The organism is Alloalcanivorax dieselolei B5 (assembly GCF_000300005.1).
Taxonomy (GTDB): Bacteria; Pseudomonadota; Gammaproteobacteria; order Pseudomonadales; family Alcanivoracaceae; genus Alloalcanivorax; species Alloalcanivorax dieselolei.
Genome location: NC_018691.1, coordinates 3,071,206 through 3,091,324 on the forward strand (window position 1 = coordinate 3,071,206; position 20,119 = coordinate 3,091,324).

Genomic DNA, 20,119 nt, shown 5'->3' on the forward strand with positions numbered 1-20,119 from the left:
GACGGCATCGCGATCCGGTCGTTGTATAATAAACAGCGTGAATACACTATAATTTAAGAACCTAATTTTAGGTTCATCGCGGAATGCCGGAGAACGCGGCGCGGATTTTCAGGAAGAAATACTCCTGATCCCCGTAGCCGTAAGCCCGGCGTTTGATGACCTTGATGGTGTTGTTGATGCCCTCGACGATGCTGGTGTTGAGCGGATGCCGGCAGCGGGACAGGATGCCGTGCAGGTAGACCGAAAGCCGTTGGGCAAACAGGGCCAGCGCGGCGATCCCGCTGCGTTGAGCCTGCTCAAGCCAGTGATCCCAGGCTTGCCGAGTCCAGCCCGGACGTCGGTAAAACCACAACCGCTTTAGCTCGTCGCGCATGAGATAGGCCATGAGCAGTGGCTGGTTGGCATCCAGAAGCTCGTTCAGTTGCACTGTCTGTCGGCGGTCCAGGTTTTCCCGGTTGCGCAAAAGGAGCCATCGGCTCGACTTGATGACCCGGCGTGCGGGCTTGTCCTGTCGCAGTTTGTTCGCCTGATCGACCCGGACTCGATCAATGACTTCCCGACCGTACTTGGCCACGACGTGGAACAGGTCGTAGACGATTTCGGCGTTGGGACAGTTGGCCTTGATCTCCAGCTCGTAAGCGGTCGTCATGTCGATCGCTTCGGCGCGGATCTGGGCGGCGACTCCTTCAGGAAGCTGCTCAAAGAAGGCTCGCGCGGTGTCGCGCGACCGGCCGTTGCCCAGCCACAGCACCTGACGGCTGATCGGATCGACGACCACCGTGGCATAGCGATGACCCTTGTGCAGGGCGAATTCATCCATCGCCAGATAGTGGATCTGGCTCCAGTCCGGTTCCTGGACGGCCTCGCGCAGGAGGGCCTTATCCAGTGACTTAACTGTGTGCCATCCCAACTGGAAGAAGCGCGCCACGGCGAGGATATTGCTCGAAAGAAGCAACTGGCTCACCGCTTCGGCAAGCCGGTTCGTCACGCGCTGATAGCGCCCCAACCAGCTGAGCTTCTCAAGCCGCGGGCCACCGCAGTGGTCGCACCAGACCCGTCGTCGTGGCACGACCAGGGCGACACGAAGAGCCATCAGCGGCAGATCTCGAACCCGACGAATCGTAGTCTCATGCACTTGCCTGCATCGACTGCCGCAGTGCTCGCAATACATGGTCCGCGTCGAAGGCTGGAGGAAAATGGTCACCGTCCGGCTATCGCCTTCAGGCCATGCCACTCGTTCAAGCCGATAGCCTTCCCATCCGCCTAGCTTCTCGATCGTCTTCCGATCCAGCATCACCTTACCCTCAAGCCCGAGAGATCGAGTCTCAAAGGTATGTTGGACTACGAAAAGGCTCCACGGTTATCTGCGGAGAACCAAAAATTGGCCCCGACACCTTTTTGCTGCACGTCTACAGCGCTCGCTTGGCGCTCTAACTTATTAGTACGACTTCAAGTCTGGCAACGCGCGTAAGCGGGCTATGTCTCGTGCCGGCGGTTCTCCGAAGTGACGGCGATATTCGCGATTAAACTGCGTTGGGCTTTCGTAACCCACGCGGAAGGCGGCAGTGGTGACGTCGAGGTCATGAACCAGCATCAGGCTGCGTGCGTCTTGCAGTCTGAGCTGCTTCTGGAACTGCAGCGGCGTCATCGCCGTCACGGCGCGAAAATGTTCATGTAAGCTCGACGGACTCATGCCTACTTCCATGGCAAGCCGCTTGATGCTAAACGGTTCCCGGAAGTGCTTCCCGATCCAAGCGATGGCGCGTCCGACCTGCGCCACCGGACCCTGGCTGGAGACAATGTGTCGCATCCTGGCACCCTCAGTACCGGCGAGCAGGTGATACAAAATTTCCTGCTCGGCAAGCGGTCCGAGCACTGGCAGCGCAGCCGGTGCATCGAGCAGTCGCAGCAGGCGTAACGCTGCGTCGAGTAGAGCAGCGCTGGCGTCGGACACCGTTTTGCCTATCGGCTGGGATGGCGCTCCCGGCATTGGCTGCACGCGCGCCGCCAGGTCGCCCAGCATCACCGGATCGAAATCGAGATACAGGCAGAGGTAGGGCTCGTTAGGTGTCGCCTTGACCACATGACCAACCACCGGTAGGTCGTAGGTCACTACCCCATAGCGGCCGGGCGCGTATTTGAAGGTGTGGTCACCCAGCGTCACCTCCTTGTGTCCCTGCGCGACGAGGCATAGTTGCGGCCGGTAAACATTCGGCATCGGCATCGTCACTGTGGAGGATCGAACAAGTGTCACGCGTTCTATCAGAGTGGCATTGAAGCCATCCTTCGAGACGTTTCTTGCAATTATTTTTGCAATTTCCACTATTTTTTCCATAGTTGAGACTATTGCATGAGTGTGCAGCCGAGGCAATTCGAACCGAGGCACTTAGAGTATTAGGCAGCAATTTCGGCGCATTAGGCTAACGCCTGGGCGGCGGCGCACGTCACAGTTTCGGCTGCATCTGGGGCACAGCAAAGCTAGCCGCAGAACTCATTAACCGGAGCAAACATGACCAACGGAAATCTGAAGATCCCCACGGTCGCATTGGGCACGTGGGCCTGGGGCGACAGCGGCGAGGTGGGCACTGGCTATTTCGGCAGCAGCCTCACTCAAGTCGGCCTGGAAGAAATCGCCGACAGGGCGCATACAGCCGGGTTCAGTCTCTGGGATACCGCCGTTGTGTATGGCGCTGGCCGTTCAGAGAACGTACTTGGGGAGATCCTAAAGCGCCTCGCACGCAGCGACTACCAACTCTCAACGAAGTTCACCCCGCAGGCCGCGGGAATCGGCGCCTATCCGGTAGCAGAAATGCTAGAGCAGAGCCTTGCCCGCCTCGGCACCGACTACATCGACCTTTACTGGATTCACAATCCGGCGGACGTGCCGCGGTGGACGCCGCACTTGATCCCGCTGTTGAAGAGCGGAAAGGTCAAACATGTCGGAGTCTCAAATCACAACCTAAGTGAAATTGAGCTTGCCAACCGAATTCTCGGAGAGGCCGGGTTTCGGGTTGAAGCCGTTCAGAACCACTATAGCCTCCTCTACCGCAGCGCAGAGCGCGCTGGGATCCTGAACTACTGCCGCAAACAGGACATCCCATTCTTCGCTTACATGGTGCTTGAACAAGGTGCCCTGAGCGGTGGATACGGTCCGGAGAACCCGCTGCCAGCAGGTAGCAACCGCGCGGAAACGTACAACGGCATGCTGCCTCAGTTGAAGGCACTGACGGACAAACTCGCCTTGATCGGTCAGATGCAGGGTGCAGCAGCTCCCGATGTCGCAACGGCTTGGGCTATCGCCAAGGGGGCGACGCCTATCGTCGGCGTTACTAAGCCACATCATGTTGATGGTCTGGTCCGAGCTGGCCGGATCACGCTCAGCCCAGATGAAATTGCAGAACTAGAAGGTCTCGCCGACGCGGCTGAAGTGGACACCCGTGGCTGGTGGGAACAAAGGATGTAAGCCAAGGAAGCGCCAGTCCAAGTCCTCGGCTCGCCGAAATGGAGCAACCTGCGGGACAGTTGTCTTGTATCAGGGCTGACTTCTTCCCGGGCACAGAGTGGTCGCCGGCCTTCGCATGGCCTTGAAAAGTGGGAGTACTGAAATGGTCTAGGGTGCGTTAACACTATTGTCAATTGAAACTGTTTCCAGGAAACTTGTTTCCAGCAAAATCCTGGCATGGGAATCACACCAGAGCAATTCGCCAAGATCGAGCACTGTCTGCCTATCCAACGCGGCAACGTCAGCTTGAGCAACCTACAGGTGGCCAACTCCATCCTGTACGTGACTGAACATGGCCGCAGGTGGCGGAGCCTGCCCAAGTGGAGTTGCCCCTGCATGACCGGACACGGTCTCCCACTTAGTTAGAATTGACGTGCAGCCCTTGAGCCGACCGCCTGAACATTCTCGGCGATTTGATCTTGAGCGCCGCGTGGGCATGCACCTCGTTGTAGTGCTTGAAGGCCGAGGGAAGCTGCGCGATAGCCGATGCGGCATTGCTGCGGTCCATCCTCCTGACGTAATCCCGTTTGAAGGTTTTGACAAAGCTCTCGGCCATGCCGTTGGATTGCGGGCTGCTGATCGGTGTGGACAGTGGCACCCTGCCGATTTCCCTGGCAAAGCGCTGCGTCTGGCGAGCCACGTAGGGCGAGCCGTTGTCTGTCAGCCATTCGATGGGCTTGGGCAGCAACCGGTCGCCGAACCTGGCCTCCACCGACTCCACATGAGGTCGCACACCATTGCCGCATCGATGCCACCTATGGTGGCCACGCAGCCAATGGCTTCGCGGTCGCAGCAGTCCAGGCTGAAGGCCACGCGCACCTTCTGCCTGTTGTCGCACGTGATCTCGAAGTCGCCGGAGCACCAGCGCAGGTAGCTGTTGTCGACCGACACCCTGCCGTTGAGTCCCCGCGTGTCTGCGGGCCTGCCGGTATGGCGCTGCAGAAGCAGGCCATGCTCGCGCATGACACGGTAAACCCGTTTGACATTGACTCCTAGCTCCCTGTTGGCCTGGCGGCGTCGGATGTGCATTATCTTTTTACTCGACTAAGTAACACTAGTCCGAGCAGAGCGCAGATGCCGGCCGCGAAAAAACCGGTGCCGTAACCTCGTGCATTGATTGCCAATCCTATGGCAGGCCCGGTCAAGGCATACGAAGCGTCCTGAAAGCCTGAGTAATAGCCCATTGCCGTACCGCGTTCATGCGTACTACAACATCCTGTTGCTATTGCTCCGAGCGCGGGAAAAGTAAGTGAGCAACTACCGCCGATTATTGCGGTAGACAGTAGAGCCCAATACTGATTAGGAGCGACCGCGAGTAGCGTTAATCCAAGGGCTTGAAAAGATAATGATGCAGCTGCTAGACGAACCAGCCCTGAGCCTTGCAATAGATGCCCCAAGCTTACTCGAATAAGCACAAACGATACGCCAAAAAGCGATAAAGCCCATGTCACCAAGGGCCAGCCCGATTGTGAAAAATAAAGTGACACGAATGCTTCAATGGAAACAAATCCCACACCATGAAGGAAAAGCACGGAGCCCGGAAGCAGCACTTTGCCAAATACTCTTGTTCCAATAGTTTTTTGCTCAGTCTTAGGTGCTATATCAGACACGCGCAACAGCGTCACGACTGGAATAATGGGCAGGGCTATGATAAGGCCCGCTACGGCTGGAAGTCCCAAATATTGGAAAATAAGGATTCCTGCAGGAGCACCGCAAGCTACCGCCCCATAGATAGATATCCCGGTCATAGAGAGCACTCTCGCCGTACTAGATTCACCGAGTTTATCGATTGCCCACATGATGGCCGCTGTGGCTAAAGTGCCGACAGCCACACCCTGTACTACACGTGCGAAAATAAGGGTCGGCACCGCAAGTTCGGAGTTGTAGGGGGATATGCCCAGCAAGAGCCCATAGGACATCAAACCTACTAAACTGGCGAGCACGCATCGACGCAATCCTGCTTGCAGCAACCTGCCGACAAAAATGCGGCTTAGTAGTGATGCCAGGAACTGACTGCCTATCACCAGCCCCACAATGGTGTCATCTGCCGCTAAATCCTTGGTAATGAATAGCGGCAAAGCACCTAGTGAGAGGCCAACAAGAAAAAAACAAATGATTACGGCGCATTGGATACGCGCTACGTCGAAACGGGGGGATGCGTGGGATAACATTCGGGACCCTAATGCAACACAGGGACGCGAATAGACATAAGCGCGCCCTGCTAAAGTTAAGCAGTGCGCGTTGGTTAACGTTAACGCCTACGATTTCATCTTAAGCAGCTTCAAATTGAGAGCCGCTACTATGAACTCATTCAGGATACCACGTGGCCCGGCGAGTAGAAAGGCGCACGAAAACTGTCGCCGAAACGTCATCCGCAGCGATGCCGTGGGCGCTGGGCGGAGTTGTGGTAAATCTGCTGCACAAGCCCATCTACAAAGCTCGATCTACGAATGACTGTCGACGGCAGCTGTATCGCATGCGCGCAGATTCCCCCTGGCGAGGCCTGTCAGAAGTTTTCAGGTCTTCGGAAGCTGGAGCAAAATCTACAAACGCTTCAACGCGTAGTTAACTCTTGCAGGTGGCCCAAGGTGCGTATTTCAGCCCATCGTGGACGGCGTTTCAGGCTGATCGTGGACGCCGTTTCAACGTGATCGTGGACGGCATGTCAAACTGATCGTGGACGCTGTTTCAGCGCGATCGTGGACGATTTGGGGAGCGCGCAAGTGATCTTTTGACCGGGCGTCAAGCTCATCGCCTTTTGCGGTGAAGCCTGATGCCCACGAACAGAATCACGATGCGCCGAATCCGAGAGACATTGCGCCTGCACCTGCAGGCAGACCTGAGCTACAACGAGATCGGCCGAGCGCTCAAGATCTCCAAGAGCGTGGCGGGCAAGTACGTCTCGCTCGCCCGCGCCGCGGGCATCGACTGGGTGGTGGCTCAGACGCTCACCGACGAGGAGCTTGAATCCCGGCTGTATCGACCGGCGTTGCCCCGCTCCAGCCACCAACTCAGTCCCGACTTCGCGCTCGTCCATCAGGAACTCAAGCGCGCCGGTGTCACCCTGCAGCTGTTGTGGGAGGAGTACGCCCGCAGCCTCGTCGGGGCGGGCCAGCAGGCCTACAAGTACACGAGCTTCTGCGTGAAGTACCGGGCGTGGGCGCTCGGGCTGAAGCGGTCCATGCGCCAGACCCACATCGCCGGCGAGAAGCTGTTCGTCGACTACGCCGGCCAGACCGTTGCGCTCATCGACGCGGCCACCGGCGAGATCGCCGCCGCGCAGATCTTTGTGGCCACGCTCGGCGCGTCCAACTACACCTACGCCTGCGCCACCGCGCGTCAGACCACCGCAGACTGGATCGGCGCCCAGGTGCGTGCGCTGGAATTCTTCGGCGGCGTGCCGCGCTTGATCGTGCCCGATCAGGCCCGCGCGTTGATCAAGAGTCCAGATCGCTACGACCCCGAACCCAATCGCCTATACGACGAGTTCGCCACCCATTACGGCTGTGCGTTGCTCGCAGCACGCCCGGCCCATCCTCGCGACAAGCCGAAGGTCGAGAACGCGGTGCTCGTGGTCGAGAGATGGATTCTGGCGCGCCTGCGCAACCGGCGCTTCTTCAGCCTGGACGAACTCAACCGGGCGATCGCCGCGCTGCTGGTCGATCTGAACCAGCGCCCCTTCAAGAAGCTGCCCGGCTGCCGGCGCAGCGCCTTCGAGACGCTGGACGCGCCCGCGCTGCGGCCACTGCCGGCCCAGCGCTTCGAGGCGTGCCTGTGGAAGAGCGCCAAGGTGAACATCGACTACCACGTCGAGTTCGACGGTCACTACTACAGCGTGCCGCACGCCCTCGTGCGCACCACCGTCGAGCTGCGCGTCAGCGCCAGCCTGGTGGAGTGCTTCGCTGCCAACCAGCGCGTGGCCTGCCATGCGCTGAGTCACCGCAAGGGCGCACACACGACCATCGCCGAGCACATGCCGGCGTCGCACCGCGCCCACCTGGAGTGGACGCCCCAGAAGCTGATCGACTGGGGCCGGCGCATCGGTGTCAGTGCGGCGGCGGTGGTGACATGGCAACTCGAACACCGCCCACATCCGGAGCAGGGCTACCGCGCCTGCCTGGGGTTGCAGCGCCTGGCACGCGAGTACACGCCGGCACGGCTGGAGGCTGCCTGTGCCCGAGCGCTGGCGATCCGCGCGCCGACCTACCGCAGCGTCGCCTCGATTCTGAAGAACGGCCTGGACCGTCAGCCCGCCCTGTTCGCGACGACATCCACGCCGCTGCCCACGCACGAGAACGTGCGCGGCCCGGACTACTACCACTGAACCACTGAAGGAGATGACGATGCTGAATGAACACACCCTGGACCAACTGCGCAGCCTGCGCCTGGACGGCATGGTGCGCGCAATCGAGGAGCAAACTACGAGCACCGCGGCGGCCGCACTGGGCTTCGACGAGCGCCTGACCATGCTCGTGCAGCGCGAGATCGCATGGCGCGACAACAAGCGGGTGGCGCGTCTGATGAAGGCCGCCCGGTTGAAGGTCAGCACGGCCTGCGTGGAGGACATCAATTGGCGCGCGAGTCGTTCGCTGGACCGCGCCCAGGTGGCCGCGCTGGCCGGCGGCGACTGGCTGCGAAACGCGCAGAACTTGTTGATCACCGGCGCGACGGGGTGCGGCAAGACCTGGTTGGCATGCGCGCTGGCGCACCAGGCGGCAAGGTCGGGCTTCTCGGTCCTGTACACCCGCGCTGCGCGCCTGTTCGATGAGCTGCAGGTCGCCCACGGCGACGGCAGCTTCACCCGGCGCCTGGCGCAGCTGGCCAAGCTCGATCTGATCGTGATCGACGACTTCGCGATCTCCCCGGTCGGCGCGCCCGAGCGAAACGATCTGCTGGAGGTGCTGGACGATCGCGTGGGCACGCGATCGACGCTGATCACCAGCCAGTTGCCGGTACGAGCCTGGCACACCTACCTGGACGACCCAACCCTCGCTGATGCGATCCTGGACCGTGTCGTGCACAGCAGTCACAAGATCGAGCTCAAAGGCAAATCGCTGCGCGATGAGGAACTGATGCAATGAACGCGGCGCCTGCCTCACAAGCCCGAGGGCTTGAAAACGACTTATCCACCGCGTCGGCCGGTACGTCGCAAGCGCCGTCCGCCGCCGTGGATAAGTCTGCGCCGCGACCCTCACCAAACACCTGGAAACTCGCTTCGCGTCAGTGCGCTTCAAACTGATCGTGGACGATTGAGATACATTGAACCCCTCGCTTGCGTGCATCCCCTGCGCGTCCACGATGGCGCTGAAACAGCGTCCGCGATCAGCCTGAAACAGGCGTCCACGATCGCTGAAATGCGCACCCAAGGTCTTTAAGGCAGTCGTACCAGCGTTCCGTCGTGCTTGCCAGTGGGCGCTACGCAATGCTGGATGACGGAATGGGGTTCAGCCTCGCGCCGTGGAGGCCGGTAATTGAACAAAGGCTTGTCAGCTCGCCGCCACGGTTCGAGCTGGTCATGTGTTTTGGGAAATCGGTCGAGAGCCCAGTCCCAGCCTCGCATGAGAGTCTTCGTACTCGGCGACCCTTCCAGGTCGGCAATCTCAGCACCGGTGTCTCGAAGGAATTGAGTGTTCCAGGTCAACCAATGCGGTAGATCCGACACCAGCGGCTCGGGCAGAAGCCTTTCGGGGCGATGTAGGGATTGCTCTAGCAGCGCACTGGGCTTGGTCCGCCGGAGAAACAGTATCTTGACGTACGGATGCACATCGGGGGGTGGACCTAAGATGCGTATTCCGTGCGGGTTCGCATCAGACAAGCTTTAGCAATCAACCTAACTTCCCGATTCCGCCCTCGCGGGCGCAAGGACGGACAAGTATTCGCGCAACAGCGCAACGCGCCTTGGGCGAAAGCTCTTCGCCGTACTAGTCAATTCAAGGATGCGGTCAATGCGAAACATTCGGAAATCCTCGCGCAATAGGCACCAAGCCAGCACTGTCATCGCTTCGCTCGTGTACATAACCGTCAACGGAAGAATGGTGCGTTCGCTGATTGAACCGTTGCTATCCGTATAACGGATGTGGAGCGCACGTTCATGCCAACAAGCGTGCCTGACTGTCTCGATATCCAGTTTGATCGTATAGCGAGGATTGGGCCGGTAGACCTGCGAGATGGCGTGAAACAGTTCTTGGTCGCGGCCGCGAGGCAGCATTGCGGCGATCTTTGTCAGTGCAACGTGGGCAGCGCTGGCCAAGCCGAAATCGCCGAGATGCTTAACCTCAGCCAAGCCCAGTGCCAGCGCTTCTAATTCCGTGCGATCAAATGCTTGCGGCTTCAGCGAATTGTCTTCTACTAAACAATATCCATAGCCACGCTCGCCCTCAATACGAGCCCCCGCTGCCCGCAGGCTGTCAATATCTCTGTAAATTGAGCGTAGCGATACACCTGTCTCCTCTGCTAAACGCGCACCGGTGAAGGGTGATGGCAGGTTGCGCATCGTTTGGAGAAGTCGAAATAGACGATCGGTTCGAGCCACTTTGCTACTGCCGCAAACTGTCAGTAGAGGGATGGTACCGTACTCCACCTCGACAACAAAACTCACGGAAAAATCATGGCGATTGAAACTGTTGCTCATCTCAACTTTCGTGGTACCGCCGCACAGGCGCTCGCCTTCTACCAGTCTGTCTTCGAAGGGCAACTCGTTGCTGTGACCTACAGCCAGGCCGGCGCCGTACAGGACCCTGCCGAGGCCGATCAAGTGATGTGGGGCCAGGTCACGGCCGAAAACGGCTTCGCCATCATGGCGTACGACGTCCCCTCGCGATTGGCGTGGAGCGCGGGCGAGAATCCGTTCTTCGTCTCCGTGCGCGGCGATGCCGAAGACGAGATACGGGGATTCTGGGACAAGCTTTCCCGAGGCTCCGCCATCGTTCAGCCGCTCGCGCCGGCCGCTTGGTCGCCGCTCTACGGCATGTTGAAGGATCGCTTCGGGGTGACGTGGGTGCTCGACGTCGCCACTCACTATGCCGGCGCTTGACATTTATGCAATGCACCTCCACTCGCGGCGTTTTGTTTTTATACGTCGCTGACGCGAAATCTTGCTTTTCCTTGCCGGCATCTACCGGCGCTCGATCATGCTCGCTAGTGAGTGATACGCGATGCTGGATGACGACATGGGATTCAGCCCAGTGCCTTGGTGACCGGTGATCGAACAACAGTTGAGACAGTGGATCGCCGCGATACGATGCGGTGACGTATTTAGGGAAGTTGGGCGACGACGTGAGCCATCCATTTGCCAACTCACACCATAGAGATATCGGACGGTTGGAGGGTTCACGGGCGCCTTGGTTTCTAGCAGCCTAGCCGTGATCATCGAATTGAGCCATTTGCGGTACGAAGCTCACATCGAAGGCGCCGCAACGAGCGAGCCGAATCTTTCTTCATAGAGCTTGCCAAGCCAGTCGATGAACACGCGCACGCGCGGCGATAACTGCCGGTGGTAGGGATACAGCGCGGACAACGGCATGTCGGGGCTGGCCCACTCGCCCAGTACCTCAATCAAGCGGCCATCGCGCAGTTGATCATCAACGTGGTAGCGCGGCAATTGCACCAGGCCGCATCCGCGCAATGCGCAAACGCCGTAGCTCTCGGCATCGTTGGTTGACATCCAGCCGCCCGGCGTGAATGTGCGGAGTTCGCCGTCAACGATCAGCTCAAGCCCGTAGTCCACCGTGTTCCCGCTGGAAAAGAAGCCCACTGCCTGATGGGCCGACAGCTCGTCCGGATGCCGTGGCGTGCCGAAATAAGCCAAGTATTCGGGGCTGGCGCAGATCACCTGCGGCATCAGCGCGAGCCGTCGCACCACCAGGGTGGAATCCCGTGGCACACCGGCGCGGATCACGCAATCGACGCCTTCGCGCACCAAGTCGATGAGGCGGTCGCCGCTGCTTACCACCAGGTCGATGCCGGGATAGCGGTTGCGGAAGTCGTCGATCCTCGGCAGCACGATGTGGACCGCATGAACGCTGGACATGTCCACGCGCAGCGTGCCCCGCGGATTAGTGGCGACGTGCCGCAATGAGCTTTCGGCGTCGTCCAATTCACTGAGCACGTGCACGCACCGCTCGTAGAACGCCTGGCCGTCGAGCGTCGGACGTACGTGGCGTGTGGTGCGGTCGAGCAGCCGCGTGCTCAACCGGGCCTCCAGTTGCTTGATCGCATGGGTGGCTGTAGCGCGGGGAATATCCAATGCACCAGCGGCCCGGCTGAAGCTGCCTAACTCCACGATGCGAGTGAACAATTGCAGGGAATCGAAGCGATCCATAGTGCCTATTGTTGTTTGTGGTTGAATTTACATGCCAATTTAGCACCATTTATCTCATTGGAATAAACGCAAATAATGAGCTCCGCGGGTATGTCGCCCTCTTTCGATCCGGAGCACTCCATGAATGCAAACACAACACCTAAGGTCGCCATCGTCACCGGCGGCTCCCGTGGCATTGGTCGGGCCATCGCCCAGCGCCTTGCGGCCGATGGGTTCGCTGTCGCCGTCAACTACGTCGGCAACGCCGCCAAGGCGCACGAAACCGTCGCCGCCATCGAAGCGGCCAACGGCAAAGCCATCGCGATCCAGGGTGACGTCGGTAATCCCGCCGACGTGGCCGCACTGTTCGAGGACGCCAAGCAGGCCTTCGGCCGTATCGACGTAGTGGTCAACAGCGCCGGCGTCATGCCGATGGCGCCGATCAACGAAGCCAGCCTGCCCGACTTCGACAAGGTCATCGCGACCAACCTGCGTGGCGCCTTCCTGGTGCTGGGCCAGGCCGCCGAGCACCTCGGCGAAGGCGGCCGGATCATCGCGCTGTCCACCAGCGTGATCGCCAAGTCGTTCCCGTCCTACGGCCCCTACATCGCCTCGAAGGCCGGCGTCGAGGGATTGGTCCACGTGCTCGCCAACGAACTGCGCGGCCGGGGCATCACGGTCAATGCCGTCGCTCCCGGCCCGGTCGGCACCGATCTGTTTTTCAACGGCAAGACCCCGGAACAGATCGACCAGATCACCAAACTTGCCCCGCTGCAACGCCTGGGAACCCCGGAGGACATCGCCAGCGTGGTGTCGTTCCTGGCCGGCCCCGACGGGGCGTGGGTCAACTCGCAAGTGCTGCGCGCCAACGGCGGCTTCGCCTGAGTCAGGCTTCCAAGGACAATTCCATGAGCCAAGTCATTCTGATCACCGGGGCATCCAGCGGCTTTGGCGCCATGAGCGCGCGCGCGCTCGCAGATGCCGGACATATCGTCTACGCCAGCATGCGCGATACGGCCGGGCGCAATGCACCGCAGGTCGAGGCTGTCGATGACCATGCGAAGGAACGCAACGTCCAACTGCGAGCTATCGAACTCGACGTGCAGTCGCAGCCCTCCGCCGATGCGGCGATCGAACGCATCGTCGCCGAGCAGGGCCGCCTCGACGTGGTGATCCACAACGCCGGACACATGGTGTTCGGCCCGGCCGAAGCGTTCACGCCGGAGCAATACGCGCAATTGTACGACGTCAACGTGCTCGGCACGCAGCGGGTCAACCGCGCCGCGCTGCCGCAGTTGCGCAAGCAGGCCAAGGGCCTGCTGGTGTGGGTCGGCAGCAGCAGCCACCGTGGCGGCACGCCGCCGTATCTCGCCCCGTACTTCGCGGCCAAAGCGGCGATGGACGCACTGGCGGTCAGCTACGCCGGCGAGTTGGCGCGCTGGGGCGTCGAGACCAGCATCATTGTGCCCGGTGCATTCACCCAGGGCACCAATCACTTCCTGCATGCCGGCAAGCCAGCGGACGAGACGCGCCAGGCGGAGTACGACAACGGCCCCAACCGCGGACTGGCCGAGGAAGCGCTGAAGAACCTAGCCGCGTGTGAGCCGCCGGATGCAGATCCGACTAGCGTCGCCCACGCCATCGTCGAAGTGGTCGATACGCCGTTCGGTCGCCGACCGTTCCGTGTGCACATCGACCCGTCCGACGACGGTTGCACGGTGGTGGCAGCGGTCGCCGACCGCATCCGCGCCAAGTTTCTGCACCGCATCCAACTGGGTGACCTGCTGTCGCCGCGTATCCATCCAGAGGCATCTCATGTCGGCTAACAACTCCTGGGGCAAGCATCTTCAGGTTGTGGCGGGTAAATCGGTCGTGGCCTCGTTGGCCGCGACCTTCAGCGCGCTGGCGCTGGAGTTGCCGATATGGGCGATGTTCATCGGCTGGATCGCCTTCTTCACCCGGGGCCTCAACCTCAAGGCGGGCTTGATCAATCTGGGCTGTGTGTTGATGGGTCTGGTGCTGGGCATTGGTGCCGCCCACCTTCAAGGAGCGCTCGGCCCGCATCTGGGGGCGTACGCGATCAGCGCCGTCGTATTGGCGATCACTGCGGTTGCGTTGTCGCTGGCCCGGGTGCCGGTCTTCAACAACCTGCTCGGCTTCTTCCTTGGTTTGGTGTCGTACTTCGCCTCGCATCTGCCGCCGACGCTGGGTAGCTTCGCCAGCCTCGGCGTGGCCGCAGCGATCGGTGCGACTGCGGGTTTCCTCGCTCATACCTGGGCGCATCGCGTCAACGCGACCCGTCCCGCCAGTTCAGCATCTTGATCCAATTACAACCTTTCGTAGATCACTTGCCTCAAGAGGACAACACAATGCCGTTCGCTAATTACAAGTTCCCGGAAGGAATTCTGGACCACGCCAAGAAGGAAGAAATCATCCATCGCACCACGGCAATGTTCGTCGAGTATTTCGGCGAGGGCGTCCGCCCGTACTCGATGGTTCTGGTCGAAGAGGTTGCCGATGGCGGCTGGGGTCGTGCCGACGAGACGCTGACGCTAGAGAAGATGGGGCTGCCACCCAAGTCGAGATAGTCCTTGCCCCGGTGCATGCATTGTCCGCCCCGGCGGGACGCATGCTCGAATACCCATCGCATCAAGGAGAAATCCAATGAGCACGAAGAGCGCACACCTATTCCGGATCAGCGTCGAGAAGATCGACGGTCCGGCCGACTATGCAGGCACAAGCGCACCCTTGGCGTTCGAGGTTGAGAGCCATGACGACATTCTCGCGATCGTCGATCGCGTCCGCGCGGGGATGGCGTTCACGGCAGACGAGGCCAGCGCATTGGCACTAGGAGTCAAGCTGCTTGGCGGCGTCGTACTGACGCACCGCCGCGACCCGTTGTTCGCTGACATCCAGCCGGCATTGAGAGGCTTCATCGGCAATCTGAAGTCGCGCGTTGCTTCGACCGCCTCCCAAGGTCAATGGAAGGAATCATCATGACGATGGGGCTGACCGCCAAAGTGACTGGACAGACGAGGCAAAGTGCACTCTCAGTCTTGAGACGATACATCGAACGCTGCGAGCCGGCTTTCTACGCCTTGCTGCGCATCGTCTTCGGCATCGTGCTGTTCACCCATGGCCTTCCCAAGGCGCTCGGCACATCGCACGGTTCCATGGCCGATCCGATGGCAGGTTCGATCAACCTGATCCAGAACGTAATGGGCATTCCCTTTGCTCCGCAGTTGGCGTTCCTGGTCATGCTGCTGGAGACCGGCGGTGCCATCCTGCTGGCGCTCGGCTTATGCACGCGGTTCGTCGCATTCCTCGTTGTCCTGCAAATGGTGGGCATCAGCTACGCGCTTGGACCGGCCTGGCCATGGATCGATCGCGGCATTGAGTATCCAGTGCTCATGGGATTTCTGGCGCTCTACATGGTGGCGCGGGGCGGCGGGGCCTATGCATTGGACTCGCGCGTTCAGCGCTACACATGAATCTCAAGGGAGCAAAGACCAGCATGTCCGCACAACACATTCCCTCTGAGGTCAGAAGCTACTGGCACATCCTTCTGACCGCCATGATCGGCACGGGCTGCGGCCTGCTCTCGATCACTTTCTACACGCAAGGCCTGTTTTTCCAGCCGGTGACGCAGGAGTTTGGCTGGACGCGCGCAGAATTCTTCACCAGCTACATGATTCTCATGCTGCTTGGCGTCGTCACCGGCCCGCTAGTGGGAAAACTCGTCGCAAGGTTCGGGGTCCGTCGTGTTGGTCTGTTGGGTCTGCTCGGACATTTCCTGGGGTATTTGCTCCTGGCGGTGAATCCCGGGTCGCTTGTGCTCTGGTATCTAAGTTATGGCGCCTTGTCGATTCTGGCCGCGGGCTCTCTGCCAATTACCTGGACCGCACTAGTGAGCCAGTATTTCAAGGTGCGCCTTGGGCTTGCCATCGGTATCACGATGAGCGGAACGGGTGTCGCGGCGGCATTGGCGCCGCTCTACGTGCGCTTCGGACTGGACACCTTCGGGTGGCGATGGACCTATGCCAGCCTTGGACTGATAGCATGGGTGATGGCGACCCTCGTGGTGCTGGCCTTCATCCGCAGGTCCGTACCAACACAGATGTCGAGGCAGCAGGCACCGGAGAACCAGGGGGGCCTTTCCCCGAGTCAGGCCTACCTCGGCTACCGATTCTGGTTCGTCAGCGCAGCGGTCTTTCTGATTTCGCTTGCCGTTGGAGGACTGGTTCCGAACTTCGCGCTACTTCTTGCTGAAAAGGGCGTCGCTGCTGCCGATATCGGGACGATCATCAGCCTGCTCGGTGTCGCCATCATTGCCGGCCGATTGTCGGCGGGCTACCTCATGGATCGCATCTGGGCACCGCTGGTCTCCGCCATCTACTTCTCCGGAACGGTATTCGGCATTGGTTGCCTGTTGATGCAGGGGCCGCTGTCGATCGGAACGGTTGGATTCGCCGCAATCATGACCGGCCTCGCACTCGGTGCGGAACTGGACATCATTGCCTACATCACGCGGAGGTACTTCGGCTCCAAGCACTACGCCGAGATCTTCGGAGGTGTTTATGTCTCCTTCGCCGTCGGTGTGGGGGTTGCGGCTTCCGCCTGGGGCTTCCTTGTCGACTGGACTGAAAACTACGACCCGATCCTCTGGGCTTCCATCGCCCTGATCGTTATCGCCAACGTGCTGATTCTTCTGCTCGGTCGCTATCCCGTGCCCGAACAAGCAAAAAGAAAGGCCCTGCCATGACCATATCCCGCGTGATGCCGTATTTGCACCCGGGCGCCGAGGCCTGTACGAACGCAACCGCTACTAACTATCTGGGGCGCACCGCATACGCGATCAGTGATCTGATATGTACCGGCTCATTAAGGACGATGCAGCTTGGGCCACCCTTGTTTGGTAATCTCCCATGTCGTTAGAGCGCGCGCAGGCAAGGCTGCGCGTTTTTCGAAATGGGTACCTTAGCCGACTGGGCAGCCATGAGGAATCAACCCTGTTGTCCCTTGGCAATCGCCCCCGCAAGAGCTCAACCCGGCTGTTCTTTTCAGGGTTCTGTGTGGCCACGAGCCACGACATGGCACTTCCACCCAATAAGCCCGGCGCATAGCTAAGCCTATGTCACCTTGAAGTCAGCGGCTGTCATTATGAATCGAACGCGCTGCGCGCTCCAGGTATCCTAGGCATAAGGACTCAAGTTGGCCGCCCCAAGCCCGCAAGATTGAAGGGGGTGCCCCACCTTCAATCATGTATGTGGTTGAACCGATCATTGCCGCCATAAAAATGTATACCGCCGTTGGCAAATCATCGAACTTGGCATCCGTGGCTGTCCTTAGCACAGCGGTCAGCATCGCAAGACCACGCTCCTCACTTTCTACCACTAGTACACGAGAGTCCAACTCGCCCGCTACCGAAAACAGAGCGCGGGCCTCGTCGATGCGATCAATCTTTGCGCGCACGAACGCGCTCACTACAGCGGACACGATGTCGGCCAGCGGCTTGCCGTGAACGGACTCTGCTGCTCTTCGAACCTGCTCACCGACTTCGGTCACGTGACGTCGCACAACCGCAAACAGTAGCGCCTGCTTGTTCGGATAGTACTGGTAGAGGGTACCAACGGAAGTTCCTGCCCGCTCAGCAACTCGGATGGTCGTGAGCCGCTGTCGTCCTTCGGATAGCAAAACCTGAATGGTGGCCTGAAAGATCGCCTCTAAGGTTGCCTGAGAGCGTGCTTGCCTAGGCATTTTTCTAGGGGAGAGATTGGCACTTGTACTCTTGACCATATGCGAATAGTAAACGTGAAGGATGCGTCATATTATTATGACTGCATGCATTTTACTAGGGCTTCAGGATGGTCGCGACACAGCGGAATGGCAGGAGCAACCTGAGTGCCGACTCCGCCAGTGGGCCAGAAATCCTGCGCGGGTCGGCCAAGAGTCGACGGATTTTGCAATCGCTGGCGAGCGGCAAGAGAGGTAAATCCATTGCTCGGTTGCTTACCAGCTCGTTCTTCGTCCTACTGTTTGCATGCAGTACCTCAGTTGGAACTACGGAGACGACAGATTTGCGGCCGTCGCATCAACGAAAGAACGGCTATCAGAACAATTATGTCGAGTACCAAAGCAAGAGCCTGGGTGAGATTTTGAGATGGAAGTTGTCGGCCGCATCCACCGGGCTTCCGAAAACTCCTCTGCAAGCGACCCCAATGGTTGCCGCCGACGTGAACTTCATCCGAGCAAATGCCGAGGCAGGCGAGGCAATGCAGCCCGCAATAACATGGATTGGGCACTCCACTGTTTTGGTGCAAATGGGGGGACTGAATGCTCTGACTGATCCCATGTTCTCAGATCGGGCTTCGCCACTCAGTTGGCTGGGGCCTAAGCGTGCGCAGCCGCCGGGTCTCGAGATCACGCAGCTGCCGCGCATCGATGTCGTGCTTGTGTCGCACAACCATTACGATCATTGCGACGAGCATAGCCTTCGAGCTCTCAACGCTCAGATTGGTGGTCCGCCGCGCTTCATTGTTCCGCTTGGCCTCAAAACTTGGTTCAATAAAATTGGCATAACCAACGTTACCGAGTTGGACTGGTGGGAAAGCTATTCCCAAGAGGGTGTGGACTTCGTGCTGACGCCTGCGCAGCATTGGTCAAGTCGCAGCCTAACCGATCACATGCAAACGCTCTGGGGAGGTTTCGCTGTATTCGCGAGGGATTTGCATCTGTTCTTTGCGGGCGATACCGGCTATTCGAAAGATTTTTCCGATATCAATGAGCGGTTCTTTGGCAGACAGAACGGCAAAGGCTTCGATATTTCATTAATTCCCATAGGAGCCTACGAGCCTCGCGAACTCATGCGCGAAGAACATATAAATCCAGACGAGGCAGTTAAAATTCATCAGGACATACAGGCGCGGCAATCCATCGCTATACATTGGGGCACATTCGAGACTACTGACGAAGCCCTGGATCAGCCACCGCGTGACCTAGCGGACGCGCGCAGAAAGTTTGGAATCAATGACGATGCCTTTGTCGCCCTCGCCGTAGGTGAAACAAAAAAACTGCCGCGCCGCACCGTCGGGGACAAAGACAGGAGCGCGGAGCGGAACCGTTAAGAGCAGGCAGCGATCTATTTTTGATAATTTTTGAATCTAAATTGAATAGGATTAATAAATGTCAACGATACTAATTACTGGCGGGCACTCCGGGCTTGGGCTTGAGACATCAAAGCAACTCGCGAGCAGAGGTATCGATCTGATTCTTGCCGGTCGTGATCCGGCTCGAATCGAAGTCGTCGCGAAGAGGTTAATTGAGATATATGGAATAAAAGCCGTTGCCCTCAAAATGGACATCTCATCGCTCACTTCCGTCAGGAATTCAGTGGCTGAAATTCAAGATCTTATTGCGAAACGAGAAATTGATGATCTTCAGGCAATTGTTTGCAATGCCGGCGCAAGTTTCATGGGAGGTATAAAGTACAGCGCGGATGGTTACGAGCTTACGTTCGCAACCAACTATTTGGGGCATTTCCTTTTGGTGCAACTTCTGCTTGATTACGTGGCTAAGAATGGCCGGATCGTATTTGTCACGAGCGGCACGCACGACCCTGAGACACGGGATGGGAAGATGGTCGGAAAGGCAGGTAAGGCCGATGCGGTAGCTCTTGCCCATTTGGGCAAGTACAATTTAAAGACTATATCTTGGGGTCAGAGATACAGCACTTCAAAACTCTGCATGATTCTATTGACATATGAGTTGGACCGCAGACTGAAACGTTCTGGGAAGTCAATTTCCTCAATTGCGTTCGATCCGGGGTCGATTCCAGAGACGGGTTTAATACGAAGCCTTCCGCGGCAACTGCAGAGCTTCGCCAAGACATCATTTGCGAGATGGATCACGCGAATGATTGGTGTCACCCAGGGAAGATTGGACTTTTCCAGCGAAGCTCTTGCGAAAGTGGTTGCTAGTGTGGAGTTCGCTGGGATGTCAGGGAAGTATCTTCAATCTAATGAAGGAGTGCTGCAAGATACAAGATCCTCCAAAGCGTCCTACGAGGAGGGTAGTGCCAGAAAGTTGTGGGAAGACTCTAGCAACCTCGTTGGCCTGCATCCGTCCGAGGTGCCTGCAAGTCTGCGCAACTAACTAACTAACTAACTAACTAACTAACTAACGCAACGCTAAAGTTCAGCGCGAAGGGTGTCGAATGCGATCTGTAGGACTTTGGTCACAGGCTTTTGAGGTTCGCTCTGGTTGCGCCATGACTGGAGGGCGAGTCTCATCAAGCCGATCGAGACCATCGCTAATGTTCG

Annotated in this window: 21 protein-coding genes and 1 pseudogene; 15 read left to right on the forward strand and 7 right to left on the reverse strand. The window is 58.9% G+C overall.

Annotated features, from left to right (window positions below):
• Positions 1-73: 73 nt before the first annotated feature.
• Both B5T_RS13670 and B5T_RS13675 read right to left on the reverse strand, forming a co-directional pair.
• Positions 74-1,294 (reverse strand): ISL3 family transposase, encoded by a 1,221-nt coding sequence (locus B5T_RS13670; RefSeq protein WP_041717035.1) that lies wholly within the window; start codon positions 1,292-1,294, stop codon positions 74-76.
• A gap of 144 nt (positions 1,295-1,438) precedes the next feature.
• Positions 1,439-2,323: an AraC family transcriptional regulator gene (locus tag B5T_RS13675; protein ID WP_202803009.1), complete on the reverse strand. Its 885-nt coding sequence runs from the start codon at positions 2,321-2,323 to the stop codon at positions 1,439-1,441.
• A 186-nt stretch (positions 2,324-2,509) separates the two neighbouring features.
• On the opposite strand from B5T_RS13675, the gene B5T_RS13680 reads away from it, so the two are divergent.
• On the forward strand, positions 2,510-3,463 hold the full coding sequence (locus B5T_RS13680; RefSeq protein ID WP_014995105.1) for an aldo/keto reductase: 954 nt from the start codon (positions 2,510-2,512) through the stop codon (positions 3,461-3,463).
• A 216-nt stretch (positions 3,464-3,679) separates the two neighbouring features.
• Positions 3,680-3,820 (forward strand): annotated as a pseudogene (locus tag B5T_RS23640) (transposase); the annotation flags it as partial.
• A gap of 40 nt (positions 3,821-3,860) precedes the next feature.
• On the opposite strand, the gene B5T_RS23840 reads toward B5T_RS23640, so the two are convergent.
• Positions 3,861-4,223 carry an integrase core domain-containing protein gene (locus B5T_RS23840; RefSeq protein WP_014995106.1) on the reverse strand — a complete coding sequence of 121 codons (363 nt, stop codon included), beginning with the start codon at positions 4,221-4,223 and terminating at the stop codon, positions 3,861-3,863.
• 307 nt (positions 4,224-4,530) lie between these two features.
• Positions 4,531-5,673, reverse strand: a complete 1,143-nt coding sequence (locus B5T_RS22765) for an MFS transporter (protein ID WP_014995107.1) — start codon at positions 5,671-5,673, stop codon at positions 4,531-4,533.
• 602 nt (positions 5,674-6,275) lie between these two features.
• On the opposite strand from B5T_RS22765, the gene istA reads away from it, so the two are divergent.
• The 3 genes from istA to B5T_RS23890 all read left to right on the forward strand — a co-directional run bounded on the left by istA (position 6,276) and on the right by B5T_RS23890 (position 9,155).
• Positions 6,276-7,826, forward strand: coding sequence for an IS21 family transposase (gene istA, locus B5T_RS13690; protein ID WP_041717036.1), 1,551 nt, complete (start codon positions 6,276-6,278; stop codon positions 7,824-7,826).
• Between the two features lie 19 nt (positions 7,827-7,845).
• The gene (gene istB / locus B5T_RS13695) at positions 7,846-8,583 is read left to right on the forward strand and encodes an IS21-like element helper ATPase IstB (protein ID WP_014995109.1); all 738 of its coding nucleotides are present in this window, start codon (positions 7,846-7,848) and stop codon (positions 8,581-8,583) included.
• A 341-nt stretch (positions 8,584-8,924) separates the two neighbouring features.
• Entirely contained in the window at positions 8,925-9,155 is a 231-nt protein-coding gene (locus B5T_RS23890) for a hypothetical protein (RefSeq protein ID WP_237740372.1), read from the forward strand.
• Between the two features lie 177 nt (positions 9,156-9,332).
• Here B5T_RS23890 and B5T_RS13700 read toward each other — a convergent pair whose 3' ends face one another.
• Positions 9,333-10,133, reverse strand: coding sequence for a helix-turn-helix transcriptional regulator (locus tag B5T_RS13700; protein ID WP_202803010.1), 801 nt, complete (start codon positions 10,131-10,133; stop codon positions 9,333-9,335).
• Here B5T_RS13700 and B5T_RS13705 point away from each other — a divergent pair.
• Positions 10,110-10,535 carry a VOC family protein gene (locus B5T_RS13705; RefSeq protein ID WP_014995111.1) on the forward strand — a complete coding sequence of 142 codons (426 nt, stop codon included), beginning with the start codon at positions 10,110-10,112 and terminating at the stop codon, positions 10,533-10,535. The two genes, B5T_RS13700 and B5T_RS13705, sit on opposite strands and share 24 nt — an antisense overlap.
• A gap of 363 nt (positions 10,536-10,898) precedes the next feature.
• On the opposite strand, the gene B5T_RS13710 is transcribed toward B5T_RS13705, so the two are convergent.
• The gene (locus B5T_RS13710; protein WP_014995112.1) at positions 10,899-11,822 is read right to left on the reverse strand and encodes a LysR family transcriptional regulator; all 924 of its coding nucleotides are present in this window, start codon (positions 11,820-11,822) and stop codon (positions 10,899-10,901) included.
• 120 nt (positions 11,823-11,942) lie between these two features.
• Here B5T_RS13710 and B5T_RS13715 point away from each other — a divergent pair, with 120 nt between their 5' ends.
• From B5T_RS13715 to B5T_RS13745, 7 genes are all read left to right on the forward strand, one after another.
• Complete coding sequence (locus B5T_RS13715; protein WP_041717037.1) at positions 11,943-12,686, forward strand: SDR family oxidoreductase; 744 nt, start codon at positions 11,943-11,945, stop codon at positions 12,684-12,686.
• A gap of 23 nt (positions 12,687-12,709) precedes the next feature.
• Positions 12,710-13,627: an SDR family oxidoreductase gene (locus B5T_RS13720; protein ID WP_014995114.1), complete on the forward strand. Its 918-nt coding sequence runs from the start codon at positions 12,710-12,712 to the stop codon at positions 13,625-13,627.
• Positions 13,617-14,123, forward strand: a complete 507-nt coding sequence (locus B5T_RS13725) for a DUF1097 domain-containing protein (protein ID WP_041717038.1) — start codon at positions 13,617-13,619, stop codon at positions 14,121-14,123. The genes B5T_RS13720 and B5T_RS13725 overlap by 11 nt, the downstream gene beginning before the upstream one ends.
• Positions 14,124-14,170: 47 nt before the next feature.
• Positions 14,171-14,389, forward strand: a complete 219-nt coding sequence (locus B5T_RS13730) for a tautomerase family protein (RefSeq protein WP_014995116.1) — start codon at positions 14,171-14,173, stop codon at positions 14,387-14,389.
• A 76-nt stretch (positions 14,390-14,465) separates the two neighbouring features.
• Positions 14,466-14,801 (forward strand): DUF3861 domain-containing protein, encoded by a 336-nt coding sequence (locus tag B5T_RS13735; RefSeq protein ID WP_014995117.1) that lies wholly within the window; start codon positions 14,466-14,468, stop codon positions 14,799-14,801.
• Complete coding sequence (locus tag B5T_RS13740; protein ID WP_229682976.1) at positions 14,798-15,292, forward strand: DoxX family protein; 495 nt, start codon at positions 14,798-14,800, stop codon at positions 15,290-15,292. Before B5T_RS13735 ends, B5T_RS13740 begins: the two co-directional genes overlap by 4 nt.
• Before the next feature lie 23 nt (positions 15,293-15,315).
• Complete coding sequence (locus B5T_RS13745; protein ID WP_014995119.1) at positions 15,316-16,563, forward strand: MFS transporter; 1,248 nt, start codon at positions 15,316-15,318, stop codon at positions 16,561-16,563.
• Between the two features lie 383 nt (positions 16,564-16,946).
• Here the strand turns inward: B5T_RS13745 and B5T_RS13750 are convergent, their stop codons facing one another.
• Positions 16,947-17,597, reverse strand: a complete 651-nt coding sequence (locus B5T_RS13750; protein ID WP_014995120.1) for a TetR/AcrR family transcriptional regulator — start codon at positions 17,595-17,597, stop codon at positions 16,947-16,949.
• 68 nt (positions 17,598-17,665) lie between these two features.
• Here B5T_RS13750 and B5T_RS13755 point away from each other — a divergent pair, with 68 nt between their 5' ends.
• Both B5T_RS13755 and B5T_RS13760 read left to right on the forward strand, forming a co-directional pair.
• On the forward strand, positions 17,666-18,925 hold the full coding sequence (locus B5T_RS13755) for an MBL fold metallo-hydrolase (protein ID WP_014995121.1): 1,260 nt from the start codon (positions 17,666-17,668) through the stop codon (positions 18,923-18,925).
• 58 nt (positions 18,926-18,983) lie between these two features.
• Positions 18,984-19,952 carry an SDR family NAD(P)-dependent oxidoreductase gene (locus tag B5T_RS13760; protein ID WP_014995122.1) on the forward strand — a complete coding sequence of 323 codons (969 nt, stop codon included), beginning with the start codon at positions 18,984-18,986 and terminating at the stop codon, positions 19,950-19,952.
• Positions 19,953-20,119: the final 167 nt, after the last annotated feature.

Excerpts from the sequence above, each read along its gene's own strand:
- B5T_RS13670 (WP_041717035.1), bottom strand. The coding sequence starts at position 1,294 with ATGCTGGATCGGAAGACGATCGAGAAGCTAGGCGGATGGGAAGGCTAT.
- B5T_RS13680 (WP_014995105.1), top strand. The coding sequence starts at position 2,510 with ATGACCAACGGAAATCTGAAGATCCCCACGGTCGCATTGGGCACGTGG.
- B5T_RS22765 (WP_014995107.1), bottom strand. The coding sequence starts at position 5,673 with ATGTTATCCCACGCATCCCCCCGTTTCGACGTAGCGCGTATCCAATGC.
- istA (WP_041717036.1), top strand. The coding sequence starts at position 6,276 with ATGCCCACGAACAGAATCACGATGCGCCGAATCCGAGAGACATTGCGC.
- istB (WP_014995109.1), top strand. The coding sequence starts at position 7,846 with ATGCTGAATGAACACACCCTGGACCAACTGCGCAGCCTGCGCCTGGAC.
- B5T_RS23890 (WP_237740372.1), top strand. The coding sequence starts at position 8,925 with ATGCTGGATGACGGAATGGGGTTCAGCCTCGCGCCGTGGAGGCCGGTA.
- B5T_RS13705 (WP_014995111.1), top strand. The coding sequence starts at position 10,110 with ATGGCGATTGAAACTGTTGCTCATCTCAACTTTCGTGGTACCGCCGCA.
- B5T_RS13700 (WP_202803010.1), bottom strand. The coding sequence starts at position 10,133 with ATGAGCAACAGTTTCAATCGCCATGATTTTTCCGTGAGTTTTGTTGTC.
- B5T_RS13710 (WP_014995112.1), bottom strand. The coding sequence starts at position 11,822 with ATGGATCGCTTCGATTCCCTGCAATTGTTCACTCGCATCGTGGAGTTA.
- B5T_RS13715 (WP_041717037.1), top strand. The coding sequence starts at position 11,943 with ATGAATGCAAACACAACACCTAAGGTCGCCATCGTCACCGGCGGCTCC.
- B5T_RS13720 (WP_014995114.1), top strand. The coding sequence starts at position 12,710 with ATGAGCCAAGTCATTCTGATCACCGGGGCATCCAGCGGCTTTGGCGCC.
- B5T_RS13725 (WP_041717038.1), top strand. The coding sequence starts at position 13,617 with ATGTCGGCTAACAACTCCTGGGGCAAGCATCTTCAGGTTGTGGCGGGT.
- B5T_RS13730 (WP_014995116.1), top strand. The coding sequence starts at position 14,171 with ATGCCGTTCGCTAATTACAAGTTCCCGGAAGGAATTCTGGACCACGCC.
- B5T_RS13735 (WP_014995117.1), top strand. The coding sequence starts at position 14,466 with ATGAGCACGAAGAGCGCACACCTATTCCGGATCAGCGTCGAGAAGATC.
- B5T_RS13740 (WP_229682976.1), top strand. The coding sequence starts at position 14,798 with ATGACGATGGGGCTGACCGCCAAAGTGACTGGACAGACGAGGCAAAGT.
- B5T_RS13745 (WP_014995119.1), top strand. The coding sequence starts at position 15,316 with ATGTCCGCACAACACATTCCCTCTGAGGTCAGAAGCTACTGGCACATC.
- B5T_RS13750 (WP_014995120.1), bottom strand. The coding sequence starts at position 17,597 with ATGGTCAAGAGTACAAGTGCCAATCTCTCCCCTAGAAAAATGCCTAGG.
- B5T_RS13755 (WP_014995121.1), top strand. The coding sequence starts at position 17,666 with ATGGTCGCGACACAGCGGAATGGCAGGAGCAACCTGAGTGCCGACTCC.
- B5T_RS13760 (WP_014995122.1), top strand. The coding sequence starts at position 18,984 with ATGTCAACGATACTAATTACTGGCGGGCACTCCGGGCTTGGGCTTGAG.